General features: G+C 68.2%; 29 protein-coding genes. 12 read left to right on the top strand and 17 right to left on the bottom strand.

Annotated elements, in window-relative coordinates; all coding sequences use genetic code 11:
• Positions 1 to 5: 5 nt before the first annotated feature.
• The 3 genes from HCX50_RS10510 to HCX50_RS10500 all read right to left on the bottom strand — a co-directional run bounded on the left by HCX50_RS10510 (position 6) and on the right by HCX50_RS10500 (position 1926).
• The gene (locus tag HCX50_RS10510) at positions 6 to 791 is read right to left on the bottom strand and encodes a cytochrome c biogenesis protein CcdA (RefSeq protein WP_167634270.1); all 786 of its coding nucleotides are present in this window, start codon (positions 789 to 791) and stop codon (positions 6 to 8) included.
• 16 nt (positions 792 to 807) lie between these two features.
• Positions 808 to 1458, bottom strand: a complete 651-nt coding sequence (locus HCX50_RS10505) for a TlpA family protein disulfide reductase (RefSeq protein ID WP_091035364.1) — start codon at positions 1456 to 1458, stop codon at positions 808 to 810.
• A gap of 63 nt (positions 1459 to 1521) precedes the next feature.
• Entirely contained in the window at positions 1522 to 1926 is a 405-nt protein-coding gene (locus tag HCX50_RS10500) for a MerR family transcriptional regulator (protein WP_091035367.1), read from the bottom strand.
• 55 nt (positions 1927 to 1981) lie between these two features.
• On the opposite strand from HCX50_RS10500, the gene HCX50_RS10495 reads away from it, so the two are divergent.
• Positions 1982 to 2875 carry an NAD(P)/FAD-dependent oxidoreductase gene (locus HCX50_RS10495; RefSeq protein ID WP_167634268.1) on the top strand — a complete coding sequence of 298 codons (894 nt, stop codon included), beginning with the start codon at positions 1982 to 1984 and terminating at the stop codon, positions 2873 to 2875.
• Between the two features lie 5 nt (positions 2876 to 2880).
• Here the strand turns inward: HCX50_RS10495 and HCX50_RS10490 are convergent, their stop codons facing one another.
• Both HCX50_RS10490 and HCX50_RS10485 read right to left on the bottom strand, forming a co-directional pair.
• A complete protein-coding gene (locus HCX50_RS10490) occupies positions 2881 to 3510 on the bottom strand; it encodes a histidine phosphatase family protein (RefSeq protein ID WP_167634266.1) in 630 nt (209 codons plus the stop codon).
• A 1-nt stretch (position 3511) separates the two neighbouring features.
• Positions 3512 to 3910, bottom strand: coding sequence for a DUF5684 domain-containing protein (locus HCX50_RS10485; RefSeq protein WP_205828997.1), 399 nt, complete (start codon positions 3908 to 3910; stop codon positions 3512 to 3514).
• A gap of 117 nt (positions 3911 to 4027) precedes the next feature.
• On the opposite strand from HCX50_RS10485, the gene aspS reads away from it, so the two are divergent.
• The gene (aspS, locus tag HCX50_RS10480; protein ID WP_105711151.1) at positions 4028 to 5809 is read left to right on the top strand and encodes an aspartate--tRNA ligase; all 1782 of its coding nucleotides are present in this window, start codon (positions 4028 to 4030) and stop codon (positions 5807 to 5809) included.
• A 74-nt stretch (positions 5810 to 5883) separates the two neighbouring features.
• Here aspS and HCX50_RS10475 read toward each other — a convergent pair whose 3' ends face one another.
• Complete coding sequence (locus HCX50_RS10475) at positions 5884 to 6666, bottom strand: sulfite exporter TauE/SafE family protein (RefSeq protein ID WP_167381647.1); 783 nt, start codon at positions 6664 to 6666, stop codon at positions 5884 to 5886.
• A gap of 111 nt (positions 6667 to 6777) precedes the next feature.
• On the opposite strand from HCX50_RS10475, the gene HCX50_RS10470 reads away from it, so the two are divergent.
• The 6 genes from HCX50_RS10470 (at position 6778) to HCX50_RS10445 (ending at position 11730) form a co-directional block, all read left to right on the top strand.
• On the top strand, positions 6778 to 7293 hold the full coding sequence (locus tag HCX50_RS10470) for a GNAT family N-acetyltransferase (protein WP_091035893.1): 516 nt from the start codon (positions 6778 to 6780) through the stop codon (positions 7291 to 7293).
• 221 nt (positions 7294 to 7514) lie between these two features.
• Positions 7515 to 8654 (top strand): ABC transporter substrate-binding protein, encoded by a 1140-nt coding sequence (locus HCX50_RS10465; RefSeq protein ID WP_091035381.1) that lies wholly within the window; start codon positions 7515 to 7517, stop codon positions 8652 to 8654.
• Complete coding sequence (locus HCX50_RS10460; RefSeq protein ID WP_167634264.1) at positions 8651 to 9589, top strand: ABC transporter permease subunit; 939 nt, start codon at positions 8651 to 8653, stop codon at positions 9587 to 9589. The genes HCX50_RS10465 and HCX50_RS10460 overlap by 4 nt, the downstream gene beginning before the upstream one ends.
• Positions 9586 to 10377 carry an ABC transporter permease subunit gene (locus HCX50_RS10455; RefSeq protein WP_167634262.1) on the top strand — a complete coding sequence of 264 codons (792 nt, stop codon included), beginning with the start codon at positions 9586 to 9588 and terminating at the stop codon, positions 10375 to 10377. The genes HCX50_RS10460 and HCX50_RS10455 overlap by 4 nt, the downstream gene beginning before the upstream one ends.
• The gene (locus HCX50_RS10450; protein WP_167634260.1) at positions 10374 to 11465 is read left to right on the top strand and encodes an ABC transporter ATP-binding protein; all 1092 of its coding nucleotides are present in this window, start codon (positions 10374 to 10376) and stop codon (positions 11463 to 11465) included. The genes HCX50_RS10455 and HCX50_RS10450 overlap by 4 nt, the downstream gene beginning before the upstream one ends.
• A gap of 85 nt (positions 11466 to 11550) precedes the next feature.
• A complete protein-coding gene (locus HCX50_RS10445; RefSeq protein ID WP_167634258.1) occupies positions 11551 to 11730 on the top strand; it encodes a YegP family protein in 180 nt (59 codons plus the stop codon).
• Positions 11731 to 11831: 101 nt separating this feature from the next.
• Here HCX50_RS10445 and HCX50_RS10440 read toward each other — a convergent pair whose 3' ends face one another.
• From HCX50_RS10440 to HCX50_RS10395, 10 genes are all read right to left on the bottom strand, one after another.
• Positions 11832 to 12587, bottom strand: a complete 756-nt coding sequence (locus HCX50_RS10440; RefSeq protein ID WP_029263861.1) for an amino acid ABC transporter ATP-binding protein — start codon at positions 12585 to 12587, stop codon at positions 11832 to 11834.
• Positions 12584 to 13381, bottom strand: a complete 798-nt coding sequence (locus HCX50_RS10435) for an amino acid ABC transporter permease (RefSeq protein WP_029263860.1) — start codon at positions 13379 to 13381, stop codon at positions 12584 to 12586. The genes HCX50_RS10440 and HCX50_RS10435 overlap by 4 nt, the downstream gene beginning before the upstream one ends.
• A gap of 34 nt (positions 13382 to 13415) precedes the next feature.
• Positions 13416 to 14234 (bottom strand): basic amino acid ABC transporter substrate-binding protein, encoded by an 819-nt coding sequence (locus HCX50_RS10430; protein ID WP_167634256.1) that lies wholly within the window; start codon positions 14232 to 14234, stop codon positions 13416 to 13418.
• Positions 14235 to 14407: 173 nt separating this feature from the next.
• Positions 14408 to 14710, bottom strand: coding sequence for a Dabb family protein (locus HCX50_RS10425; protein ID WP_167634254.1), 303 nt, complete (start codon positions 14708 to 14710; stop codon positions 14408 to 14410).
• A complete protein-coding gene (locus HCX50_RS10420) occupies positions 14707 to 15003 on the bottom strand; it encodes a glutaredoxin family protein (RefSeq protein ID WP_029263857.1) in 297 nt (98 codons plus the stop codon). Before HCX50_RS10420 ends, HCX50_RS10425 begins: the two co-directional genes overlap by 4 nt.
• Positions 15000 to 15302, bottom strand: coding sequence for a rhodanese-like domain-containing protein (locus HCX50_RS10415; protein WP_091035398.1), 303 nt, complete (start codon positions 15300 to 15302; stop codon positions 15000 to 15002). Before HCX50_RS10415 ends, HCX50_RS10420 begins: the two co-directional genes overlap by 4 nt.
• Before the next feature lie 78 nt (positions 15303 to 15380).
• Positions 15381 to 15479, bottom strand: coding sequence for a 30S ribosomal protein bS22 (locus tag HCX50_RS10410; RefSeq protein WP_003792170.1), 99 nt, complete (start codon positions 15477 to 15479; stop codon positions 15381 to 15383).
• Positions 15480 to 15591: 112 nt separating this feature from the next.
• A complete protein-coding gene (locus HCX50_RS10405) occupies positions 15592 to 16077 on the bottom strand; it encodes a hypothetical protein (RefSeq protein WP_167634252.1) in 486 nt (161 codons plus the stop codon).
• A gap of 18 nt (positions 16078 to 16095) precedes the next feature.
• Complete coding sequence (locus tag HCX50_RS10400) at positions 16096 to 16287, bottom strand: helix-turn-helix domain-containing protein (RefSeq protein ID WP_017204627.1); 192 nt, start codon at positions 16285 to 16287, stop codon at positions 16096 to 16098.
• Positions 16288 to 16403: 116 nt separating this feature from the next.
• Entirely contained in the window at positions 16404 to 17336 is a 933-nt protein-coding gene (locus HCX50_RS10395; RefSeq protein ID WP_167634250.1) for a TetR/AcrR family transcriptional regulator, read from the bottom strand.
• Between the two features lie 103 nt (positions 17337 to 17439).
• On the opposite strand from HCX50_RS10395, the gene HCX50_RS10390 reads away from it, so the two are divergent.
• The gene (locus HCX50_RS10390) at positions 17440 to 18333 is read left to right on the top strand and encodes an ATP-binding cassette domain-containing protein (protein WP_205828996.1); all 894 of its coding nucleotides are present in this window, start codon (positions 17440 to 17442) and stop codon (positions 18331 to 18333) included.
• The gene (locus tag HCX50_RS10385; RefSeq protein ID WP_091035406.1) at positions 18330 to 19157 is read left to right on the top strand and encodes an ABC transporter permease; all 828 of its coding nucleotides are present in this window, start codon (positions 18330 to 18332) and stop codon (positions 19155 to 19157) included. The genes HCX50_RS10390 and HCX50_RS10385 overlap by 4 nt, the downstream gene beginning before the upstream one ends.
• A 15-nt stretch (positions 19158 to 19172) precedes the next feature.
• Here HCX50_RS10385 and HCX50_RS10380 read toward each other — a convergent pair whose 3' ends face one another.
• Positions 19173 to 19580 (bottom strand): ArsR/SmtB family transcription factor, encoded by a 408-nt coding sequence (locus tag HCX50_RS10380; RefSeq protein WP_091035902.1) that lies wholly within the window; start codon positions 19578 to 19580, stop codon positions 19173 to 19175.
• A gap of 106 nt (positions 19581 to 19686) precedes the next feature.
• On the opposite strand from HCX50_RS10380, the gene HCX50_RS10375 reads away from it, so the two are divergent.
• Positions 19687 to 21117, top strand: coding sequence for a TrkH family potassium uptake protein (locus HCX50_RS10375; RefSeq protein ID WP_167634248.1), 1431 nt, complete (start codon positions 19687 to 19689; stop codon positions 21115 to 21117).
• Positions 21110 to 21781 (top strand): potassium channel family protein, encoded by a 672-nt coding sequence (locus HCX50_RS10370; protein WP_021198064.1) that lies wholly within the window; start codon positions 21110 to 21112, stop codon positions 21779 to 21781. Before HCX50_RS10375 ends, HCX50_RS10370 begins: the two co-directional genes overlap by 8 nt.
• Positions 21782 to 21852: the final 71 nt, after the last annotated feature.

Below are 21852 nucleotides of genomic sequence, written 5' to 3'. Positions count from 1 at the left end.
AACGGTCAGAGCGGGAGGATGACACTGCCCATCACCGCCGTCAGTCGAGACATGATGTCGGTCCACAGGCCGGTGACCATCAGGATGCCGAGCAGGATCAGCAGCACCCCTCCGATGACGTTGACCACGCGGATGTGGCGGCGGAGGAAGCCGATTGCCTTCGTCGCCCAGCCGAAGCCGAGCGCGACGAGCAGGAACGGGATGCCGAGGCCGAGCGAGTAGGCGAGCCCGAGGAACCCCGCGCGCACCGGGTCGCCGGCGTTGAACGACAGCGCGAAGATCGCCGTGAGCGTCGGGCCCAGGCACGGCGCCCAACCGATGCCGAGCGCGATGCCCAGCAGCGGAGCGCCGATGATGCCGGCCTTCGAGTCGACGTGGAAGCGGAGCTCGCGCTGGGCGAAGCCGAACAGGCCGAGGAAGACCAGCCCCATGGCGATGATCACGACGCCGAGGACCCGGGTGATGATCTCGCCCCACTGCAGCAGGAAGACGCTCGCGACGCCCCCGAGGGCGGTGATCGAGACGAAGACCAAACTGAAGCCGAAGATGAAGAGCAGCACGCCGAGGACGAGCCGGCCGCGAGTCGCGGTCTCGGTCGTCTGCGTCGTGGCGCGCCCTTCGCCGCCGCCGGAAGCGACCTGGCGGGGTGCCACGGCACCGCCGAGGAAGCCGAGGTAGCCGGGAACGAGCGGCAGCACGCACGGAGACAGGAACGAGACGAGTCCCGCCAACATCGCGACCGGGATCGCGATCCAGAGGGCCCCGGAGCCGATGATCGCTTCGGGGTTCACAACGCTCCCGGGCAGCTCACGAGTCCTCCGCGAGCGCGTCCTTGACGAGCGTCGAGAGGATCGAGGGGCCGTCGATCGGTCCGATGATGCGCGCGGCGACACGCCCCTGCTTGTCGAGCACGAGCGTGGTCGGCGTCGCGGCGATCGGCGTGACCTTCGCGAACGCGAGCTTGGCCTCGGCGGTGTCGACGTCGATCAGACTGGGGTATGTGATGTCGTGCTCCTCGGCGAAACCGACGGCAGTGTCGGCCTGGTCGCGGGTGTTGATACCGACGAACGAGACGTCTTCGCCTGAGAAGTCCTGCCACACGGCTTCGAGGTCGGCGGCTTCGAGCCGGCACGGCGCGCACCCGGCATACCAGAAGTTGACGACGGTGACGTCGCCGGCGATGTCAGCGCTGTCGAACTTCTCGCCGGTCTCGGTGACCCCACCGAACTCCACGGGTTCGTCGCGCTCGGCGACGGGGATCTCGACGATCGCGCCGTCGGCGGCGACGTAGCCGGTGTTCTCGCCGCTCAGGAAGGATTGGCTGACCGGATCGGGAGCGCAGGCGCTCAGACCGATGGCGAGCACCGCAGCGAGCGCGGCACCGACCGCACGGCGTGAACGCCGGGTGCGGGAGGAGCGGCCGCTGCGGATCTGACGGACCGTCGAATCGCGTGGCACGACTCCGAGTTTACGCAGAGGATCCTATGCACGAGGTGGATGCGGAAGGGCCTGAGACCCCGGTCAGAATCGCGCCAGAACGTCGTCGACGCCGGCCCGGAACCGCGGACAGGTCGCGATGTCATGAGCCCGGCATCCCATCGCGTGTTCGGTCATCTCGCGTGACCGGCGCATCTCCTCCATGCGCCGGTCGAGGTCGTCCAGATGCTGCTGCAGCACCTGGTGTCGACCTGCGCTGCCGTCGTCGAGCAGCACAGCGATCTGGTCGAGCGTCATCCCGGCGGCCTTGCTGCGCTGGATCACGGCGATGCGCACGACCTCGTCCTCTCCGTAGCGGCGTCGTCCGGCAGAGTCGCGCGGCGGCTGCAGGAGACCCACCGACTCCCAGTGCCGCAGCACGTTGGTGGGCAGCTCGAAACGGGCAGCGACATCGCCGACGGACCACGGATGCTCAGCGCTTGACTTCATGTTGACATGAAGTCACAGGCTGACGGAGAACGCAACATCCACCGGAAGGACCACCATGTACGACGCCATCGTGATCGGCGCAGGACCGGCAGGACTGCAGGCCGCTCTGACCCTCGGACGCATGCACCGCTCGACACTGCTCCTCGATTCGGGCGAATACCGCAACGGCACCGTCCTGCACATGCACAACATGATCGGCGAAGATGGAGCACCCCCGGCGGAGCTCCGCGCCACCGCCCGCGCCGAGCTCGCCGCCTACGCCGACGTGGAGATCCGTGACACCGGTGCGACCGGCATCTCCGGAAGCGAGGGGGCCTTCCAGGTCGCCCTGGCCGACGGCTCGACGGTCGACGGACGTCGCGTGATCCTGGCCACGGGAGTCGCGGACGATCTGCCCGACGTCCCCGGACTGCAGGACCTGTGGGGCACGCGCGCGTTCAGCTGTCCGTTCTGCGACGGACACGAGCACGCGGGCAGGGCCATCGGCATCTTCGGCGCCGCTCCTCGAGCCGAGCACCTCATCGGGCTTCTCGGTCGTATCGTCGGCGACATCACCGTCTTCCCCCTCGGCGAGGCGTTCTCCGATGAAGACATGCGGACGCTGGAGGCGAAGGGCGTGCGGGCGAGCAGCACCCCGGTCACCTCGGTCGAGAAGGACGCCGACGGTGTGCGGATCCGCACGGCCGACGACGAGGGCGTGGTGGCCGGCATCTTCGTGGCCGCGGGGTCGATCCGCCAGCGGGCGCCGTTCGCCGCGGATCTCGAACTGGCGATGCTCGAGTCCGGCTCGATCGAGATCGACGAGTTCGGCCGCACCTCGACCCCGGGCGTCTTCGCCGCCGGCGACCTCGCCCACCGCGCCAGCCTCCCGGGCCCGATGGCGTCGGTGCTGCTGGCGGCAGCCGCCGGTCAGCTCGCGGCGGTCGGCATCATCCAGTCACTCGCGTGAGCGGGTCAGACCGCGCCGACGTCGACGGCGGAGCCCGTCGCGGCGGGCTCCGCGTACGCCACCTCGCGCCAGACGTCACCCACACGCTCGAACGAGGTGACGCTCGACAGCGCGCAGCGACGGGTGCGCGGGTCGTGCCGCAACGGCAGACCCGCGACCCGGAGGTGCGTGATCCAGATCGGCGCCTGGTGCGAGACCATGACGAGGTCCCCCTCCGGCGCCGCATCCCAGGCCTCGTCCATCACGCTGAGCATCCGCTCCGCAATGGAGGTGTACGGCTCGCCCCAGCTCGGCACAGAAGGCTGGCGCAGGTGCCACCAGTTCATCGGGTTCATCAGGGAGCGACGCATCTGCGTGCCCTCGAACACGTTGGCCGGCTCGATCAGGCGGATGTCCGTCTCGGGCACGAGGTCGAACCGCTCAGCGAACGGCTCCGCCGACTCCTGCGCCCGCTCAAGAGGCGAGGCGTACAGCGCGACGACGGGACGATCGAGCGATCCCACGTGATCGGCCGCAGCCGCCGCCATCCCCCGGCCGGCCTTGCTCAGGTGATAGTCGGGAAGCCGCCCGTAGAGCACGCGAGCAGGGTTGTGCACCTCACCGTGTCGGACGAGGTGCAGACGAGACGCCGTCATGTCACGCCTTGCGGTAGCGGGAGTCGCCGAAGCCGAGGATGAAGTATCCGATGAACGAGAACACGAAGAGCAGGAAGAACGAGAAGACCCCGCCCTTGCCGAAGCGTGCGCCGACCTTGACGGCGACGACGATCGCGAGCACCACGTTGGCGATCGGCACCAGATAGAGCAGCACCCACCAGCCTGACATCCCGGCGATCCGCAGCAGGAAGATCGCGTTGACGATCGGGATGAGGGCGAGGATGCCGGGGTATCCGGCCTTGGTGAACACCTTCCACCACGCGACGGCCAGGAGGATGTAGAAGATCAGCGCCACCACGCCGGAGGTTCCGGAGAAGATCTGGCTGACGAAGTCGGGGACGACCGGGACGTCGGCCGCGGGGACGAGGGCGAGATTCATGGGGGCACCTTCCGTTCACAGACACCCTACTGATCGATCGCCCACCCCGCCGGGAGGAGTCGCGCACCCCCGTAGAATGGCCGGGTTCCCCATTTCCCAGATCAGAAGGAATACTCCGTGCTTCGCACCCACTCGGCAGGCTCTCTGCGAGCCGAGCACATCGGTCAGACCGTCACCCTCTCGGGTTGGGTCGACCGCCGTCGTGACCACGGAGGAGTCGCTTTCATCGATCTGCGGGATGCCTCGGGCATCGCCCAGGTCGTCATCCGCGACGAGGAGATCGCCCACCCGCTGCGCAACGAGTTCGTCCTGAAGGTGACCGGCGAGGTGTCGCGACGCCCCGAGGGCAACGCGAACCCGAACCTGCCGACCGGCGAGATCGAGCTCATCGCGACGGACGTCGAGGTGCTCAACGAGTCCGCGCCGCTTCCGTTCCAGGTCTCCACGGCTGTCGCCGACACCGAGACCGTCGGCGAGGAAGCCCGCCTCAAGTACCGCTACCTCGACCTGCGTCGTCCTGCCCAGGCAGCGAACCTGCGCCTGCGCTCGAACGTCTACAAGGCGATCCGCGACGTGCTGCACGCCGAGGACTTCACCGAGGTCGAGACGCCGACTCTCACGCGCTCGACCCCGGAGGGCGCCCGCGACTTCCTGGTGCCGGCACGTCTGAGCCCGGGCAGCTGGTACGCCCTGCCGCAGTCGCCGCAGCTGTTCAAGCAGCTGCTGATGGTCGGCGGCGTGGAGAAGTACTTCCAGATCGCGCGCTGCTACCGCGACGAGGACTTCCGCGCCGACCGCCAGCCCGAGTTCACGCAGCTCGACATCGAGATGAGCTTCGTCGACCAGGAAGACGTCATCACGCTGATGGAGTCGCTCATCGTCGCGATGTGGAAGACGATCGGTGTCGAGGTCGCGACCCCGCTCCCCCGCATCACGTATGCCGACGCCATGGCCAAGTACGGCTCCGACAAGCCCGACCTGCGCTTCGGCCTCGAGCTCGTCGAGGCGACCGAGTACTTCCAGGACACGCCGTTCCGCGTGTTCCAGGCGGAGTACGTCGGTGCCGTGCGCATGCCCGGTGGTGCGAGCCAGCCGCGCAAGCAGCTCGACGCCTGGCAGGACTGGGCCAAGCAGCGCGGCGCTCGCGGTCTCGCCTACGTCCTGTTCAACGAGGACGGCTCACTCGGTGGCCCCGCTGCCAAGAACCTCTCCGAGGCCGAGCAGGCCGGACTCGCCGCGTTCGTGGGGGCTGAGCCGGGCGACTGCGTGTTCTTCGCCGCCGGTTCGACCAAGGAGAGCCGCGCGCTGCTCGGCGCCGCCCGCGTCGAGATCGGTCGCCGCCTCGGCTACCTGAACCCGGACGAGTTCGCCTTCACCTGGGTCGTCGACGCTCCGATGTTCGAGCCGGCGGCCGACGCCGTGGCCTCGGGCGACGTGGCCGTGGGCGCGGGCGCCTGGACCGCCGTGCACCACGCGTTCACCGGTCCGAAGCCCGAGTTCCAGGACACGTTCGACACCGACCCCGGCTCGGCCCTCGCCTACGCGTACGACATCGTGTGCAACGGCTCCGAGCTCGGCGGCGGCTCGATCCGCATCCACCGCGAAGACGTGCAGAAGCGCGTTTTCGAGGTCATGGGCATCAGCGACGAGCAGGCCGACGAGCAGTTCGGCTTCCTGCTCGACGCGTTCAAGTTCGGGGCCCCGCCGCATGGCGGGATCGCGCTCGGCATGGACCGCGTGCTGCAGCACCTGTCGAAGACCGAGTCGATCCGTGAGGTCATCGCGTTCCCGAAGTCCGGCAACGGCTTCGACCCGCTGACCTCCGCTCCCGCGCCCATCACCGACGCGCAGCGCGCCGAGGCCGGCGTCGACTTCGAGCCCGAGGACGACGAGGCCTGAGCCCCGTCGCAGACTCGCGCCCGGGTCGCACGCATTCTTCGGAATCGTGCGACCCGGGCGCTTTTCTGCGACGTTCAGCCGAGGAGAGCGAACGCGGGGACGATGTTCTCGTTCCACACGTCGACGCCGAGCTTCGCGATCAGGGCGACCACGACGACGAGGAACACGACGCGGATGAAGGTCGTCCCCCGCGAGATCGCCATCCGCGACCCCAGGTAGCTGCCCGCGACGTTCGCCACCGCGAGGATGCCGCCCAGCAGCCACAGCACCGCCCCGTGCGGGATGAACAGCATCAGCGCGCCCGCGTTCGTCGCGAGGTTCACGATCTTCGCCTTCGCGCTCGCCTGCAGGAAGTCGTAACCGAGCAGCGCGACGAGCGTGATGACGAGGAAGGTGCCGGTGCCCGGGCCGATCATCCCGTCGTAGAACCCGATGCCGAGCCCGGCGGCACCCGCCATGATGTGGTGCTTGTGCCCGTGGAACCGCAGCTTCGTCGCCGCGCCCATCTGCGGCCGGAACGCGGTGAACAGAGCGACGACCAGCAGGGCGATCACGATGATGGGCTTGAACGCGGCAGGCGGCAGCACGGTCGCGACGGCCGCACCCCCGAACGAGCCGATGAACGCGATCGCCGCCATCGGCAACGCCGTGCGGATGTCGGGTTTGGCGCGGCGGTAGTAGGTGACACTGCTGGTCGCGGTGCCGAAGACGGAGGCGAGCTTGTTCGTCGCGAGTGCCTGCACGGGCGAGATGCCGGGGATCAGCAGCAGCGCCGGCAGCTGCAGCAGGCCTCCCCCGCCGACGACCGCATCGATCCACCCGGCGCAGAACGCGGCGATGACGACGAGGAGGAGCATCCCCCAGGTGAGCTGCTCCAGTCCGAGCACGGCGCCGATATCCACTCGGCCATGATTCCAGAGAGTCGGCCGCGCGCCGGCATCCGCTCCGCCCGCTGGCAGACTGGTCGCATGCTCGACGCCCTTCCGCTGCCCCATTCGTTCGGCTCGCGCATCGGGACGGCGGTGCTCCGCCGCGCGGTGGTCGACGACGCGGATGCCGTGATCGCGCTACTCGCGGACGACCCGATCAGCGCGGCGCGGGGCGATGTGGCATCCGACGAGGATCGCCCCGTCTACGCCCAGGCACTCACCGAGATCCTGGCCGAGCCCTCGAACGACCTGCTCGTCGTCGAGCTCGACGGTGCGGTCGTCGGCACGCTGCAGCTCACCTCGATCCCCGGGATGTCACGCCGCGGCGCGCGGCGGCTGCTGGTCGAGGCGGTACGCGTGCACAGCGGTCTGCGGTCGTCGGGCATCGGATCCGCGGTGATGCGCTGGGTGGGCGAGGCGGCGGCCCCCGCTGTCGGCGCGTCGATGGTGCAGCTCACCTCGGATGCCGCCCGCACCGACGCCCACCGCTTCTACGAGCGCCTGGGCTACGTGGGCTCGCACCGCGGCTTCAAGTACAACGTCCCGCAGGCCTGACCCGCGCGCTTCCGTCGGCCGATCGCAGCGTCCTCGGCCTGATTCTCGGATTCTGGCCGAGCGCAGCGCGGAAGGCCGAGCGAACCGCACCCCGCACCCGTCCCGCCACCACCGCGACACGCGCCGTTCACCCGGCCCGGGACGGTCGGCAACCTGCGCCTCATAGTGTCCTCTCGCAACCCGAAACCGGCGCACCCTCGCCGGACACCGAGAGGACACTCATGGCTCGCTTCATCCGCCGCGCGCGCATCGGCGCCGGCATCGCCCTGGCCACCACGGCCGCACTCGCGCTGACCTCCTGCGCGTCCGCCACCGACGCACCGGCGTCGAGCAGCGAGACGGTCGATGCCGCCGCGGCCACGTCCGTGGAGGACTTCGGTACTTTCGCCGAACTCGAGGCCGCTGCCAAGGAGGAGGGTTCGCTCAACGTCATCGCCCTTCCCCGCGACTGGGCGAACTACGGCGAGATCCTCGACCTGTTCGCCGAGAAGTACCCCGAGATCACGATCAACGAAGCCTCGCCCGACGTCTCCAGCGCCGAAGAGATCCAGGCCGCCGAGACCAACAAGGGCCTCGACACCGCGCCCGACGTGTTCGACCTCGGTCTGACCGTCGCGCTGCAGAGCACCGACACGTTCGCTCCCTACAAGGTGCAGACGTGGGACGAGATCCCCGACGAGCTCAAGGAGCCGACCGGCCTCTTCGTCGGCGACTACGGCGGATACATGTCGATCGGCTACGACTCGTCGAAGTTCGATGCGCCCTCCGAGCTCGCCGACCTGCTGTCGGCCGGCTACAAGGGCTCCGTCGCGATCAACGGTGACCCGACCCAGGCCGGCGCCGCGTTCGCCGCCGTGGGCCTCGCGACCGTGCAGTCCGACGGAACGCTCGACGACTTCCAGCCCGGCATCGACTTCTTCTCGGAGATGCAGAAGGCCGGCAACCTGCTCAAGGTCGATGTCACGACGGCGACCATCGCGAGCGGCGAGACCCCGGTCGTCTTCGACTGGGACTACCTGAACGCCTCGCACACGGCCGACAACGACGACTGGAAGGTCGTCGTGCTCGACGGCACCGGCTACGCCGGCTACTACAACCAGGCCATCAACGTCGACGCCCCGAACCCGGCGGCGGCACGCCTGTGGCAGGAGTTCCTCTACAGCGACGAGGTGCAGAACCTGTGGCTGAAGGGTGGAGCGCGCCCCGTGCGCATGGAGGCCATGACCGAGGCCGGAACCATCGATGCCGACCTCGCGGCGGCACTCCCCGACGCTCCGGACGAGACCGTCGTCCCGACCGAGGAGCAGTCGACGAACGCCGGCACGCTGCTCGGCGAGAAGTGGGCCGCGGCCGTCCAGTGACGACCCTCTCCCTACCGGGGGTGGATGCTGCGGCATCCGCCCCCGCCACCCCCGCCGGGTCTTCGCCACACGCGAAGGCCCGGCGGTCCGGCCCGTCCCCGGCCTGGCTCGGGCTCGTCCCGTTCGCGGCCTACGTGGTGCTCTTCCTCGCCGTGCCGACGGTCCTCGCGATCGGGTCGGGCTTCTTCGACGACGACGGCGCCTTCACCTGGACCAACGTCGCGGCCCTCGCCGACCCGGTCGTGCTGAACACCTTCGCGAACTCCGCCTGGCTCTCCCTGCTCACGGCCGTCGTCGGCGCGGTCGTCGGCGCGCTCGTCTGCTATGCCCTCCTCGGCATGAACCCCGACGGGGCGATGCGCCAGTCGGTGGATGCCGCGGCCGGCGTGCTCGCGCAGTTCGGCGGGGTCATGCTGGCGTTCGCCTTCATCGCCACGATCGGCATCCAGGGCGTCGTCACCCTGTTCCTCCAGGACGCTTTCGGCATCGACATCTTCGCGAACGGCGCCTGGTTGTACGAGCTGCCCGGGCTGATCCTGCCCTACATCTACTTCCAGATCCCGCTCATGGTCATCACCTTCATGCCCGCCCTCGCCGCGCTCAAGCCGCAGTGGGCCGAGGCCAACCTCACGCTCGGCGGTAGCCGCTCCAGCTTCTGGCTGCGCATCGGCCTCCCCGTGCTCGCCCCCTCATTCCTCGCCAGCCTGCTGCTGCTGTTCGCCAATGCCTTCTCCTCTTATGCGACGGCCGCCGCTCTCGCCAGCCAGGGTTCGCAGATCGTGCCGCTGCAGATCCGCACCGCCCTCACGAGCGAGACGCTGCTCGGGCGGGAGAACCTCGCCGGTGCCCTCGCACTCGGCATGATCGTCGTGGTGGCGGTCGTGATGTCCCTGTACTCGCTCATCCAGCGCCGCGCGGCGCGGTGGCAGTCGTGAATCGCCTCGGCCCCTCCCGCGTGACCCGCTGGGTCATCGGCATCCTCGTCGGCGCATTCTTCGTCATCCCCCTCGCCTCGACCTTCCTGTTCACGCTCCGCGGGAAGGAAGGACCGACTCTCGAGCACTGGGCCGCCCTCTTCGATCCGGCCGCCTCCGCCGCCATCAAGCCGATCTGGACGGGCCTGGGCAACTCGCTCGTGCTCGCCGTCGTCACGGTCGCGATCGTGCTGCTCCTGCTGGCGCCGACCATGATCCTGGTCAACCTGCGCTTCCCGAAGCTCAAGCCCGCTTTCGAGTTCGCGGCACTGCTGCCCATCTCGATCCCCGCGATCGTGCTCGTCGTCGGGCTCGCGCCCCTCTATCTGCAGATCGGACGCACGCTGGGCACGGGCACCTGGACCCTCGCTTTCGCGTACGGGATCACCGTGCTCCCGTATGCCTCCCGATCGATCCAGGCCTCGATCGATGCCGCCGACCTGCGCACCCTCTCGGAGGCGGCGCGCTCTCTGGGCGCGAGCTGGCCGACCGTGATCCTGAAGGTGCTGGCGCCGAACCTCCGGCAGGGACTCCTGGCGGCATCGCTGATCTCGATCGCGGTCGTGCTCGGCGAGTTCACGATCGCCTCGCTCCTGAACCGCCCGGTGTTCCAGACCGCCATGGTCGTCGTGCAGAAGCAGGATCCTTTCGCGCCGGCGATCTTCACCCTGCTGGCGCTGGCGTTCGTCTACTTCCTGCTCCTCCTCATCGGCCGCGTCGCGCGCGGCACCCGAAAGGCACGCTCATGACCCTCGACCAGGCGCTGCCGCGCACCAAGGACAACCTGCTGCTGGCGAGGGCCGGCGAGGGCACCCGCGTCGAACTGCAGGGCATCGTCAAGAGCTATGCGGGCACACGCGTGTTGCACGGGGTGGACCTCGACATCGCACCCGGGGAGTTCGTCTCGCTGCTCGGCCCCTCGGGATGCGGCAAGACCACGCTGCTCCGCGTGCTCGCCGGGCTCGAGGGCGCCGACGAGGGTGCGGTGCTGCTCGGGGGCGGCGACGTGTCGCGCGTGCCGACGAACAGGCGCGACATCGGCATGGTCTTCCAGTCGTACTCGCTGTTCCCCCATCTGCGGGTGGTCGACAACACGGCTTTCGGTCTGCGGCGGCGCGGCATCGGCAGGCAGGAGGCGCAGAAGCGCGCGCTCGATGCCCTCGCGCTGGTCGGCCTGGCGGACTTCGCCGACCGCTTTCCGCACCAGCTCTCCGGCGGGCAGCAGCAGCGGGTCGCGCTCGCGCGGGCTCTCGTCACCGAGCCCAAGGTGCTTCTGCTCGACGAGCCGCTGTCGGCACTGGACGCCAAGGTGCGCGTGCAGCTGCGCGATGAGATCCGCCGCATCCAGCTGCGCCTCGGCATCACGACGGTCTTCGTCACGCACGACCAGGAGGAGGCGCTGGCCGTCTCCGACCGGATCGCCGTGATGAACGCGGGACGGATCGAGCAGATCGGCTCCCCCGAGCAGTTGTACACGACCCCTTCGACGGCGGGCGTCGCGGCCTTCGTGGGGCTCTCCAGCGTCGTCTCGGGTGTTGCCGAGGGCGATCATGTGCTGGTCTGGGGGCAGCACCTCCCCCTGCAGTCACCGGCCGACGGTCCGGTCGATGTGTACCTCCGACCCGAGAACGTCTACTTCGCGTCGGAGGCGGATGCCGCCACCGATGCCCTGGTCGAGGAGAGCACCTTCCTCGGCAGCATGCGCCGCACGCTCGTCCGCACCGAGTCGGGCGAGCTCGTCCGGGTGCAGCATGCCCCCGGCATCCATCCCTCGTTCGGCGACCGGGTGCGCATCGCCGTCGCGCCGGAGCCGGTCGCGGTGCACCCACGCGGGTGAGGCCGCTCTTCCCACCGATATACCGGGACCGATAGCGTGAGCCGCGAGGGCGGGTTCCCTCCATCCGAAAGAGAAAGGACGCCTCATGGCAGGCACGTTCGAGCTGTACACCGACAAGTCCGGTGAGTACCGGTTCCGTCTGAAGGCCGGCAACGGCGAGGTCATCGCGACGGGTGAGGGCTACTCGTCGAAGTCCGCCGCGCTGAACGGCATCGACGCCGTCCGCCGCAACGCCGCCGACGCCGAGGTCGTCGAGGTCGACTAGCTCGACACCCCCACTTCACGACGAGACCCCCTGGTGCAGACGTCTGCACCAGGGGGTCTCGTCGTGAAGGCGGGGTCTCGGCAGACCGTGCCGCCGCAACCTCAGAGCACGCGCGCCAGGAAGTCCTTCGTGCGCGGATGCTGCGGGTTCGCGAGCACCTCGCGCGGGTCTCCTTCTTCGACGATGTGTCCGCCGTCCATGAAGATCAGGCGCGAGCCGACCTCCCGCGCGAAGCCCATCTCGTGCGTGACGACGAGCATCGTCATCCCCTCGTCGGCCAGCGAGCGCATGACCTGCAGCACCTCGCCGACCAGCTCGGGGTCGAGTGCCGAGGTCGGCTCGTCGAACAGCATCATGTCCGGGTTCATGCACAGCGCACGCGCGATCGCGACGCGCTGCTGCTGCCCGCCGGACAGGTGTCCGGGGTAGGCATCCGACTTCTCGGACAGTCCCACGCGCTCGAGCATGGCGCGCGCGATCAGCTCGGCTTCCTTCTTCGAGCGCTTCTTCACCCGCTGCTGGGCGACCGTGAGGTTGCCGAGCACATCGAGGTGCGGGAAGAGATTGAAGCTCTGGAACACCATGCCGATGCGCGTGCGCACACCGTCGATGTCGACGTCGGGATCGGTGATGTCGATCCCCTCGATCAGCACCTTGCCGGCGGTCGGCTCCTCGAGCAGGTTCACCGACCGCAGCAGCGTCGACTTGCCGGAGCCCGATGGCCCGATCACGCAGACGACCTCGCCCCTGGTGACGGTGAGGTCGATGCCCTTGAGAACCTCGTTGTCGCCGAACGACTTCACCAGCCCCTGCACGTCGATCGCCGGGGCATGCACATCGATCAGTTCGGTGATCATCGCTGCCTCGCCATCCGACGCTCCAGCCACGCGCTGAAGCGCGTGAGCGGGATCGTCACGATCAGGTACAGGATCGCCGCCATGATCAACGGCGTTCCGTTCGCGTTCTGGGTGCTCGCGTCACGCGCGAAGTTCGTGAGCTCTTTCGACCAGATGAAGGACCCCGCGATGAACAACAGGGACGTGTCCTTCAGCAGCAGCACGAACTCGTTGGTGAGCGGCGGGATGATGATCCGGAAACCCTGCGGCACGACGATCCAGAAGGTCGTCTTCATGGGCGACATACCCAGCGAGCGCGCGGCCTCCGTCTGCCCCTTCGGGACCGCCTGGATCCCGGCGCGGATCGTCTCGGCCATGTACGCCGAGGCGACGAGGATGAGACCGATGAGTCCGAGCACGACCGGTCCGCCGAGCTTCGTCCCGGGAACGCCCACGGCGATCGGCAGGATGAAGGCGATGGCGAAGATCGTGAGGATCGCGGGGAGTCCCCGGAACAGCTCGATCCAGCACGTCGCGATCCAGCGGAACGGCGCGATGACCGACAGCTTCATCAGGGCCAGCAGCACACCGAGCAGCAGGCCGCCGACGAACGCCACGGCCGTGAACCACAGGGTGTTCACGAGTGCGGTCGTGATGATCCCGGGGAACATCTTCGCCGCGATCTCGGGGTTGAAGAACAGCGGTCCGATCTTCGCCCAGTCGGTGGTCACGATCGCCCAGACGGCGATCGCGATCAGCACCGCATAGACCGAATACCGATATAGCTTGCCCTTGGTGGTACGCCTCAACGCCATCGTCGAGGTCCTCCCGCTCTACCGACGCCGCCGGTCACTTGGCCGCGAGGTACTCGTCGTAGATCTCCTGGTATCCGCCGTCGTCCTGGAGCTCCTTGAGCGCCTTGTTGATGGCTTCACGGAGCTCGTCCTTCTCGCCCTTGGCGAAGGCGAAGCCGTACGACTCGTCGGTCGGGTAGGTCTCGACGATCTTGTACGCGGGGTCGTCCTGCTCGTGCACATAGTTGACGGGCTGGTCCTGCAGGATCGCGTCGATCTGCCCGGCCTGCATCGCCGGCCACAGCTCACCGTCCGACGGATACTGCACGAGCTGGGCGCCCTTGGCGTTCTCGGTCGCGTAGGACTCGCCGGTGGTGCCCTGCTGCACGCCGACGTTCTTGCCGTCGAGGTCGTCGATGGACTTGATGTCCGAATCGGCACGGACCAGCAGCGACTGCAGCGAGTCGACGTACGGGTCGGAGAAGTCGATGTTGGCCTTGCGCTCCTCGGTGATCGTCATGGCCGACGCACCGATGTCGCACTGACCCGAGACGAGGATCGCACCCGACTGCAGCGGGTCGAAGCCCACGTCCTGCACGGAGACCTTGAGATCGAGCTTCTCGGCGATCGCCGCGAGGAGATCGATGTCGAATCCGGAGTACTCGATGTCGCTGGACGGGTCCTCGACCTCGAAGGGCGGGTAGGGAACGTCGGAGCAGACCGTGAGCGTGCCGGCCTCGATCAGACCGTACTCATCGCCCGCGGCGGGAGCGTCACTGCTTCCCGCATCGGACGAACCGGTCGCGCAGCCGGCGAGCGCGAGAGTGGCGGTCGCCACGAGGGCGAGACCGGCGATGAGGTTACGACGAGGCATGTCGGCTCCTGTAAGACGAGGGCGGGGTGTGCCCACGGACGGGTAGGAGAACATCTAAACATGCGGCTCGTCGCGTGACCAATGACATCAGTCGGTCGACGTATCACGTTTGCGTTGCAAGTGCACGTCAGTGGCGACGTGAAATCAAGTGCCGCAGCGCGTGCGACGCGGTCTCAGACCTCGAAGTCGACCGCGGCGCGCGAGGCGACCACCGAGCGGATGTAGCCGGCGACCTCCTCATGCGCGGGGTGCACCTGGTACGCGTCGATGTCGGCGACCGAGCCGAAGTCGGCCACGAGCGTCACGTCCCAGTTCGTCTCGGGGTAGGCCGCGTTTGCACCGGCCGAGATCGACAGCAGCTGCGGCACGACACCGCCCAGGGCGTTGAGGCGACGAGCGACCTCGGCCGCCTGCTCGGCACGCACGGCGGCATCTTCGGCCGCGAGCTTCCACATCACGACATGGCGGATGGTCACAGGGATTCCTTCGTCTCGGTTCGCGCCTCACCGCGGACCGCGGCCTCCAGCGCCTCGCGCAGTCGTTCGGGCGAGACGCGCCAGTGCGCGTGCAGATCGCCGTCGATCAGGACGACGGGGATCTTCTCCCACCACAGCTCATACAGTGCGGGGTCGTCCTGGATGGACGCCTCGACGATCTCGATCTGCTCCGCGGCGGCGTCGGGCAGCTCGGCGACGACAGCGTCGATCACGTCGGAGGCCACCTCGCAGAGATGACAGTCGGGCTTGCGGATCAGGGTCAGCGTGGTCACGCCGACGGCACCTCGACAGCGCGCCCCTGGGAGATCCACTCCCCCGTGCCGCCCTCGACGTTGGTGGCATCGAAGCCGCGGGACTCCAGCGCCTCGACGACGCGGGCGGAGCGACCGCCGGCCTGGCAGATGACGTCGAACGACTCCGCCGGCAGCTCCTCGAGCCGGTTGCCGATCTCGGACATGGGGATGTTGACGGCACCGGGCACATGGCCTGCAGCGAACTCGTCCACCTCCCGCACGTCGATGAGCGGAACACCCGACCGCTCGGCGAGTTCGGTGACGGTGATCGACTTCATGACATCCTCTCGGCGGTACGGAACTGCGGGCAGAGACACAAAGCGCCCGTCCGAAGACAGGCGCTCGTGTCTGGTCGCTTACTTCTTGTTGCGACGCTGGTGGCGAGTCTTACGAAGCAGCTTGCGGTGCTTCTTCTTCGCCATGCGCTTGCGGCGCTTCTTGATGACAGAACCCACGGAAACCTCACTAAGTCAGTGGCTGGGTGTCGCCGAAATCGGACACCCGGGTACGGGCACGGAAAATGCCTCGGGCCAGTCTAGCAAACCCGACGGCCTGAGCTGTGCGCCTTCACTCCGGAACGTCGTCCGTCACCAGGAACCGCCACACGAGGGCATGCCCGAGGGCCACGAGCGCGATCAGCAGGAGAGCCTCAACCTGGATGCCGGTGAGCCCGAGCGGAGCGACGATCTGGGGAGCCACGCCGATCACGGCGACCGCCGCATAGACGACCACGGTGCCGGCCTGAATCCAACGCACCGACGCCGGGGTCCCGTCTCCCCTGGCCTGTGCGACCAGACGAACCATGGAGGCGCCCCCCACGATCGCGACGACCACGAAGGACAGCCGCCACAGGATCGGGGTCTCGGTGCCGCCGACCTGGGCGAACAGCCCCATCAGGGCGGGGAGCAGGAAGGAGAGGTAGATGCCGCCGATGGTCCGGCGCATCGCGGGGTTCGCGGTCCAGTCACGCCGAGCGCGGACGACGTTCCACCAGAGCCCGGTGAGCGTGAAGCACGTGGTGGAGAAGAGAGCGTAGAACGTGCTGACGTCCACGGTGTCTTCTCCGCGGATTCAACCGACGTCGGCGATGGGCCGCTGCAGCGCGTCGGCCACGGCGGACTCGGGCACGCGATAGCTGCGGCCGAAGCGAACGGCCGGCAGCTCCCCGGCGTGGACCAGCCGGTACACGGTCATCTTGGACACGCGCATCAGCTCGGCGACCTCAGCCACCGTGAGGAATCGGACATCTGGAACCTCGGGCATCCCACGTACCCCTTTCTCGATGTGCACACTCTATGGGGTAGCTGGGACGCATGTAAACCCATGTGGCCCGTGTGATCAGCGGGACGAAGCGCACACGGCCCACGCCGCGAGCGGGGTCAGGCCGGCTTCTTCACCTTGGCCAGTCGTTCCCGCGCCTCGCGAAGCGCCTGTCGCTCGACCTTGTGAGCCGTGCGCAGAGCCTTCTCCGCGTCGCGCACCGCCCTCTGTGCTTCTTTCAGGCGGCGGTCTCCCGCGAGCTCGGCGGGCTCGAGGTCGACCCACTCGGTTGCCGCGGACCGCGTCTCGCCACGGTCGAGTCCGGCGATGTAGGCGGCCACGCCGTCGAGCGTCCGCTCGACCCCGAAGCGGAACGGATCGGCGACGGAGAGGAACACATCATCCTGGATCGCGCGTCGCAGAGCCGGGAACTCCTCGGCGGTGATCACCCGATCGAAGAGTGCGGCCTCGCGCGCGGAGACCTCGTCAGGCGTGAGCCCGCTGCCGCGGGCCTGTTCCGTGTAGCCGGCCTGCACGATTCCGCACCAGCGGGCGTGCCCCGTCATGGCGAGAGCGACGGCCAACCGCTCCTCGGCAGTCAGCGGGGTCTCTTCGAGAGCGGCGAGTCCTGCATCGAGCCAGGCGGAGCTGTTCGGGGTGATCGGCGATCCGGTGATCGGCAGCGAGAGCATCCAGGGGTGACGCAGGTAGAGCATGATCTGCGCCTCGTAGAGCGCCAGCAGCCGCCCGCGCCATCCGTCCACCTCGAGGTGGCTCTCGGGCGGAAGCCCTGTCGCCTCCTCCTGCATCAGCAGCAGCAGGTCATCCTTGGCCGCCACGTAGCGATAGAGGGACATCGGCGTGAAGCCGAGCTTCGCCGCCACCGCCGCCATCGACACGGCGCCGATCCCCTCGGCATCGGCCAGCTCGACGGCGGCGTCGACGATCTTCTCGACGCTCATCTCCCGCTTGGGTCCGCGCTGCGGATTGGCGGCGACGCCCCAGGCGAGCGCGATCCCCCGCGGCAGCTCCGGCGGTTCGGTCTCAGTCATGGCCTCATCTTACTTCTGTTTATTTCATAAACAGTGTGTTACCGTCATACACAGTTGCGTTGCTCGTACACAGTTTTTGTCATACGCAGAAAGGAATCGCCTGATGGACACAGCCATCGAGGTGCGAGGCCTGCACAAGGCCTTCGCCCAGAAGACCGTCGTCGACGGCTTGGACTTCGCCGTCGGACGCGGCGAGGTCTTCGCCCTGCTCGGACCCAACGGGGCCGGCAAGACGACGACGATCAACATCCTCACCACGCTCACCACCGCGGACACCGGTGTGGCGACCGTCGCCGGATGGGACGTGCGCACGCACGCGGTCGACGTGCAGCGCCGCATCAGCCTCACCGGTCAGGCAGCGGCCGTCGACGACGCGCTGACGGCGACGGAGAACGTGGTCATGTTCGCCCGGCTCGCCGGCCTCGGCCGCGCCGCCGCCAAGCGTCGCGCCACCGACCTGATCGCCCAGTTCGACCTGACCGATGCCGCCACCCGCACCGTGCGCACGTTTTCCGGGGGGATGCGCCGCCGACTCGACCTGGCCCTGAGCTTCGTCGTGACGCCGGAGGTGCTGTTCCTCGACGAACCGACGACCGGTCTCGACACGCGGAGCCGCCGCGATCTGTGGGACATCATCCGGATGCTCGCGGCCTCCGGCACCACGGTGTTCCTCACGACGCAGTACCTGGAGGAGGCCGACCAGCTCGCCGACCGGATCGCCGTGCTGCACGACGGCCGCATCGCCGCGCTCGGCACACCCGCGGAGCTGAAGGCGCGCATCGGCGGAGACACCGTCGAGCTCCATGACGACGCTGGCGTGCTCGCCCGCCAGATCCCCACCGATGGCACGGTCGCCGACCTGCGGCGAGCGCTCGACCTGCTCGACGAGGAGGGCGCCGACGGCGTCGTCACGCTGCGACGCCCCACCCTCGACGACGTGTTCCTCGCCGTCACCTCGCCCGCCTCCACCCCTCGCCCCGTGAAGGAGAACGTATGAACGCCACCTTGGCCGCGCCTCGAGCGACGGCATCCGCCCACTCCGCGCCCACTCCCCGACCGAGGCTGCGCGGATTCACCGCCGAGGCCGTCTTCGTCGGACGGAGCCTGCGGCACTCCGTCCGCGACGGTGAATCGCTGCTGATGGCGATCATGCTGCCGGTGATGCTCATGCTCATGTTCACCTGGGTCTTCGGCGGCGCCATCGACCCGTCGGGCGCCTACGTCGACTACGTCGTGCCGGGCATCATCCTGACGTGCGCCGGCTTCGGGGCATCGTCCACCGCCGTGTATGTCGCGAACGACATGCGCACCGGCATCATCGATCGGATCCGCACCATGCCGCTGCGTGCGGGCGCCGTGCTCACCGGGCACGTCGTCGCCAGTGTGCTGCGGAACCTGATCGCCACCGCGATCGTGATCGGCGTCGGCGTGCTGGTCGGGTTCCGACCCACCGCGAGCCTCGGGGAATGGATCGCGTTCGCGGGCCTCATCACCCTCTACATCCTCGCGATCACATACCTGTTCGCGGCCATCGGTCTCGCCGCGGGAAGCCCCGAGGGCGCGAACGGCTACGGATTCGTCCTCCTGTTCCTGCCGTATCTCTCCAGCGCATTCGTGCCCGTCGCGAGCATGCCGGAGTGGCTGCAGCCGATCGCGGCCAATCAGCCGATCACGCCCATCGTCGAGACGATCCGCGCCCTCCTGATGGATACGCCCCTACAGGGCGAGGCATGGTGGGCGATCGGCTGGTGCCTGGTCATCCTGCTGATCGCGGTGACGTGGGGCGCGTGGCTCTTCCGCCGCAAGGCGGGACGTCGCTGAGGATGCCTGGACGGCTCAGGCGCCGAGGCGCTTGAGCGCGTTGGCGACGGCATGCTTCGCGGAGGCCGCGGCACGACCGACGACCTCGGCGGCGTGCGCGGCGCTGTCGTTCACGGGGTAATCGATGTCGGGGGCCTCGTCGCCGTACGCATCGACGAGGAAGGGGACCAGCCAGTCGTCGACGACCTCGAGCGGTTCGACGGCGAGACTGTAGAAACGACGCTGTCCGTCTTCGCGCACGGAGACCAGCTCGGCGTCGCGCAACACCTTCAGATGCTTCGACACGGTGGGCTGGCTGATGCCGAGATCGGCGACGATCTGGCTGACGCTGGTGCCCGTCTCTCCTTCGTCCGTGCGTCGCAGCAGGAGCTGGAGGATGTCGCGCCTCGTACCGTCTGCGATCACGTCGAAGATGTCCGTCATGTGATCAGGGTAGTCGGCTCCGGCACGGAGTACCATGACGAAGGCTCGGCGACTGGCGCCGCGTGTCCGCGGCGCGCGGGCGAGAGAGAATCACGAGGGGGCAGCGATGTCGGGCATCGTTTCGGCGTCGTCCCCACGACAGGCCCTCAAAGGCGCCGCCGGCCGGGTGAAGCACCTCGTCACCTCGTCGCCGTCCCGCTTCGCGATCGTCGTGTTCGCGCTCCTGATCCTCGTGTTCACGGTGCTGCTGTCGGTGCCGATCGCGTCCGCGAGCGGCACGGTCACACCGCTGAGCGATGCGCTCTTCACCGCCGTGTCGACGATCTGCGTCACCGGCCTCGCCACCGTCGACATGGCCAACCACTGGTCCCCCTTCGGCCACGTCCTGATCTTCCTCGGCGTGAACATCGGCGCCCTCGGCGTCCTCACGCTCGCGTCTCTCATGGGGATGCTGATCTCCAAGCGTCTCGGCCTGCGGGCCAAGCTGTTGGCAGCGGGCGACACCAACCCTCTGCGGGCACACGGCGGAGTGGTGAACGAGAGCCAGACCGTACGACTCGGTGAGGTCGGCCAACTGCTGACCACGGTCGCCGTGTCGGCCCTCATCATCGAGGCGTCGTTGGCGGCCCTGCTGTACCCGGCACTGGTGATGGCGAAGGTCGACCCCATCGCCGCGCTCTGGGAGGCGCCGTACTTCGCGGCCATGGCGTTCACGAACACCGGGTTCGCGCCGAACGACGGCGGCGTCGCGGTGTTCGCGGACGACTACCTCGTGCTGTTCCTCCTCATGGTGGGCGTGTTCCTCGGCAGCATCGGCTTCCCCGTCATCTATACCCTCGCCAAGCACGTCTGGCACGTGAAGCGGTGGTCGCTGCACACCAAGCTGACACTCGTCACGACCGTGCTGCTGTTCATCCTGGGCGCCGTCGTCTTCGTCGTGCTCGAGTTCAACAACCCGAAGACGTTCGGGTCGATGGATGCGGCGGACACCACGTTCCAAGCCTTCTTCCTCTCCGCCATGACCAGATCCGGCGGCTTCAACGTGATCGAGATGGACGATCTGAACGGCTCGTCCCTGCTCGCCGCCAGCATGCTGATGTTCGTCGGTGGCGGCTCCGCCTCGACCGCCGGCGGCATCAAGGTCACCACTCTGGCCGTGCTCGCGATCGCCGTCTGGTCCGAGGCCAAGGGCCGCCAGTCGGTCGAGGCCTTCGGCCGCCGTATCCCCAGCGACGTGCAGCGCGTGGCGCTCAGCGTCGTCGCGTGGGGCGCCACGATCGTGGCGCTGTCGACCATCACCATCGCCCAGATCACCAAAGACGACATCAGTCATGTGCTGTTCGACGTCATCTCGGCGTTCGGCACGGTCGGTCTGTCCACGGGCCTCACGGCAGAGCTCCCCGATTCGGCTTCCTACGTCATGGCCGCGACCATCTTCATGGGGCGCGTTGGTACAGTGACACTCGCCGCGGCGGTTGCCGCGACATCGCGAACGCAGTACTACTCACTGCCCGTGGAAAGGCCGATCGTTGGTTGAAGTCCTCCGGGGCGACGCTCCCGTCCTCGTCATCGGTCTCGGTCGGTTCGGCGCTGCCTGCGCGGGAGAGCTCGACCGCCTCGACCGCGAGGTGCTCGCGATCGACGACAACCTCGAGCTCGTGCAGAAGTGGTCCGACCGGGTCACCCACACGGTGCAGGCCGACGCGAAGAACATCGACGCCCTCCGTCAGATCGGCGCCCAGGACTTCCAGGTCGCCGTCGTCGCGGTCGGCTCCTCGATCGAGGCGTCCGTGCTGATCACCGCGAACCTCGTCGACCTGAAGGTGCCGCAGATCTGGGCCAAGGCCGTCTCGCAGTCCCACGGCAAGATCCTTGCCCGTGTCGGCGCGAACCACGTCATCTACCCGGAGCGCGAGGCCGGTGAGCGCGTCGCGCACCTCGTGAGCGGGCGGATGCTCGACTTCATCCGCTTCGACGACGACTTCGTCCTCGCCAAGATGTACCCGCCGAAGTTCATCCGCGGCGTCGGCCTCAACGAGTCGGGCGTGCGCTCGAAGTACAAGGTCACGGTCGTCGGCGTGAAGAGTCCGGGCAAGCCTTTCCGCTACGCCGAGGCGAACACCATCGTCACGAACCACGACCTCATCATCGTCTCGGGGACCAACAGCGACATCGAGCGCTTCGCCGGCCTCGACCGCTGACCTCGGAGACGTCCGATCCCTCGACTCCCCCTCGCGGCGGATGCACCGTCGTGCACGGCCGTGGTGGGATG

It is taken from the genome of Microbacterium sp. B19(2022) (assembly GCF_012030385.1).
Classification (GTDB): Bacteria; Actinomycetota; Actinomycetes; order Actinomycetales; family Microbacteriaceae; genus Microbacterium; species Microbacterium oxydans_B.
The sequence above is the reverse complement of the archived record's forward strand: the minus strand, read 5'-3'. Positions and strand labels throughout refer to the sequence as shown.

Coding starts and splice junctions, on each gene's coding strand:
- HCX50_RS10500 (WP_091035367.1), bottom strand. CDS start 1,926: ATGAAGTCAAGCGCTGAGCATCCGTGGTCCGTCGGCGATGTCGCTGCC.
- HCX50_RS10495 (WP_167634268.1), top strand. CDS start 1,982: ATGTACGACGCCATCGTGATCGGCGCAGGACCGGCAGGACTGCAGGCC.
- HCX50_RS10490 (WP_167634266.1), bottom strand. CDS start 3,510: ATGACGGCGTCTCGTCTGCACCTCGTCCGACACGGTGAGGTGCACAAC.
- HCX50_RS10485 (WP_205828997.1), bottom strand. CDS start 3,910: ATGAATCTCGCCCTCGTCCCCGCGGCCGACGTCCCGGTCGTCCCCGAC.
- HCX50_RS10475 (WP_167381647.1), bottom strand. CDS start 6,666: ATGCTCCTCCTCGTCGTCATCGCCGCGTTCTGCGCCGGGTGGATCGAT.
- HCX50_RS10470 (WP_091035893.1), top strand. CDS start 6,778: ATGCTCGACGCCCTTCCGCTGCCCCATTCGTTCGGCTCGCGCATCGGG.
- HCX50_RS10465 (WP_091035381.1), top strand. CDS start 7,515: ATGGCTCGCTTCATCCGCCGCGCGCGCATCGGCGCCGGCATCGCCCTG.
- HCX50_RS10450 (WP_167634260.1), top strand. CDS start 10,374: ATGACCCTCGACCAGGCGCTGCCGCGCACCAAGGACAACCTGCTGCTG.
- HCX50_RS10445 (WP_167634258.1), top strand. CDS start 11,551: ATGGCAGGCACGTTCGAGCTGTACACCGACAAGTCCGGTGAGTACCGG.
- HCX50_RS10440 (WP_029263861.1), bottom strand. CDS start 12,587: ATGATCACCGAACTGATCGATGTGCATGCCCCGGCGATCGACGTGCAG.
- HCX50_RS10435 (WP_029263860.1), bottom strand. CDS start 13,381: ATGGCGTTGAGGCGTACCACCAAGGGCAAGCTATATCGGTATTCGGTC.
- HCX50_RS10430 (WP_167634256.1), bottom strand. CDS start 14,234: ATGCCTCGTCGTAACCTCATCGCCGGTCTCGCCCTCGTGGCGACCGCC.
- HCX50_RS10415 (WP_091035398.1), bottom strand. CDS start 15,302: ATGAAGTCGATCACCGTCACCGAACTCGCCGAGCGGTCGGGTGTTCCG.
- HCX50_RS10400 (WP_017204627.1), bottom strand. CDS start 16,287: ATGCCCGAGGTTCCAGATGTCCGATTCCTCACGGTGGCTGAGGTCGCC.
- HCX50_RS10395 (WP_167634250.1), bottom strand. CDS start 17,336: ATGACTGAGACCGAACCGCCGGAGCTGCCGCGGGGGATCGCGCTCGCC.
- HCX50_RS10390 (WP_205828996.1), top strand. CDS start 17,440: ATGGACACAGCCATCGAGGTGCGAGGCCTGCACAAGGCCTTCGCCCAG.
- HCX50_RS10385 (WP_091035406.1), top strand. CDS start 18,330: ATGAACGCCACCTTGGCCGCGCCTCGAGCGACGGCATCCGCCCACTCC.
- HCX50_RS10380 (WP_091035902.1), bottom strand. CDS start 19,580: ATGACGGACATCTTCGACGTGATCGCAGACGGTACGAGGCGCGACATC.
- HCX50_RS10375 (WP_167634248.1), top strand. CDS start 19,687: ATGTCGGGCATCGTTTCGGCGTCGTCCCCACGACAGGCCCTCAAAGGC.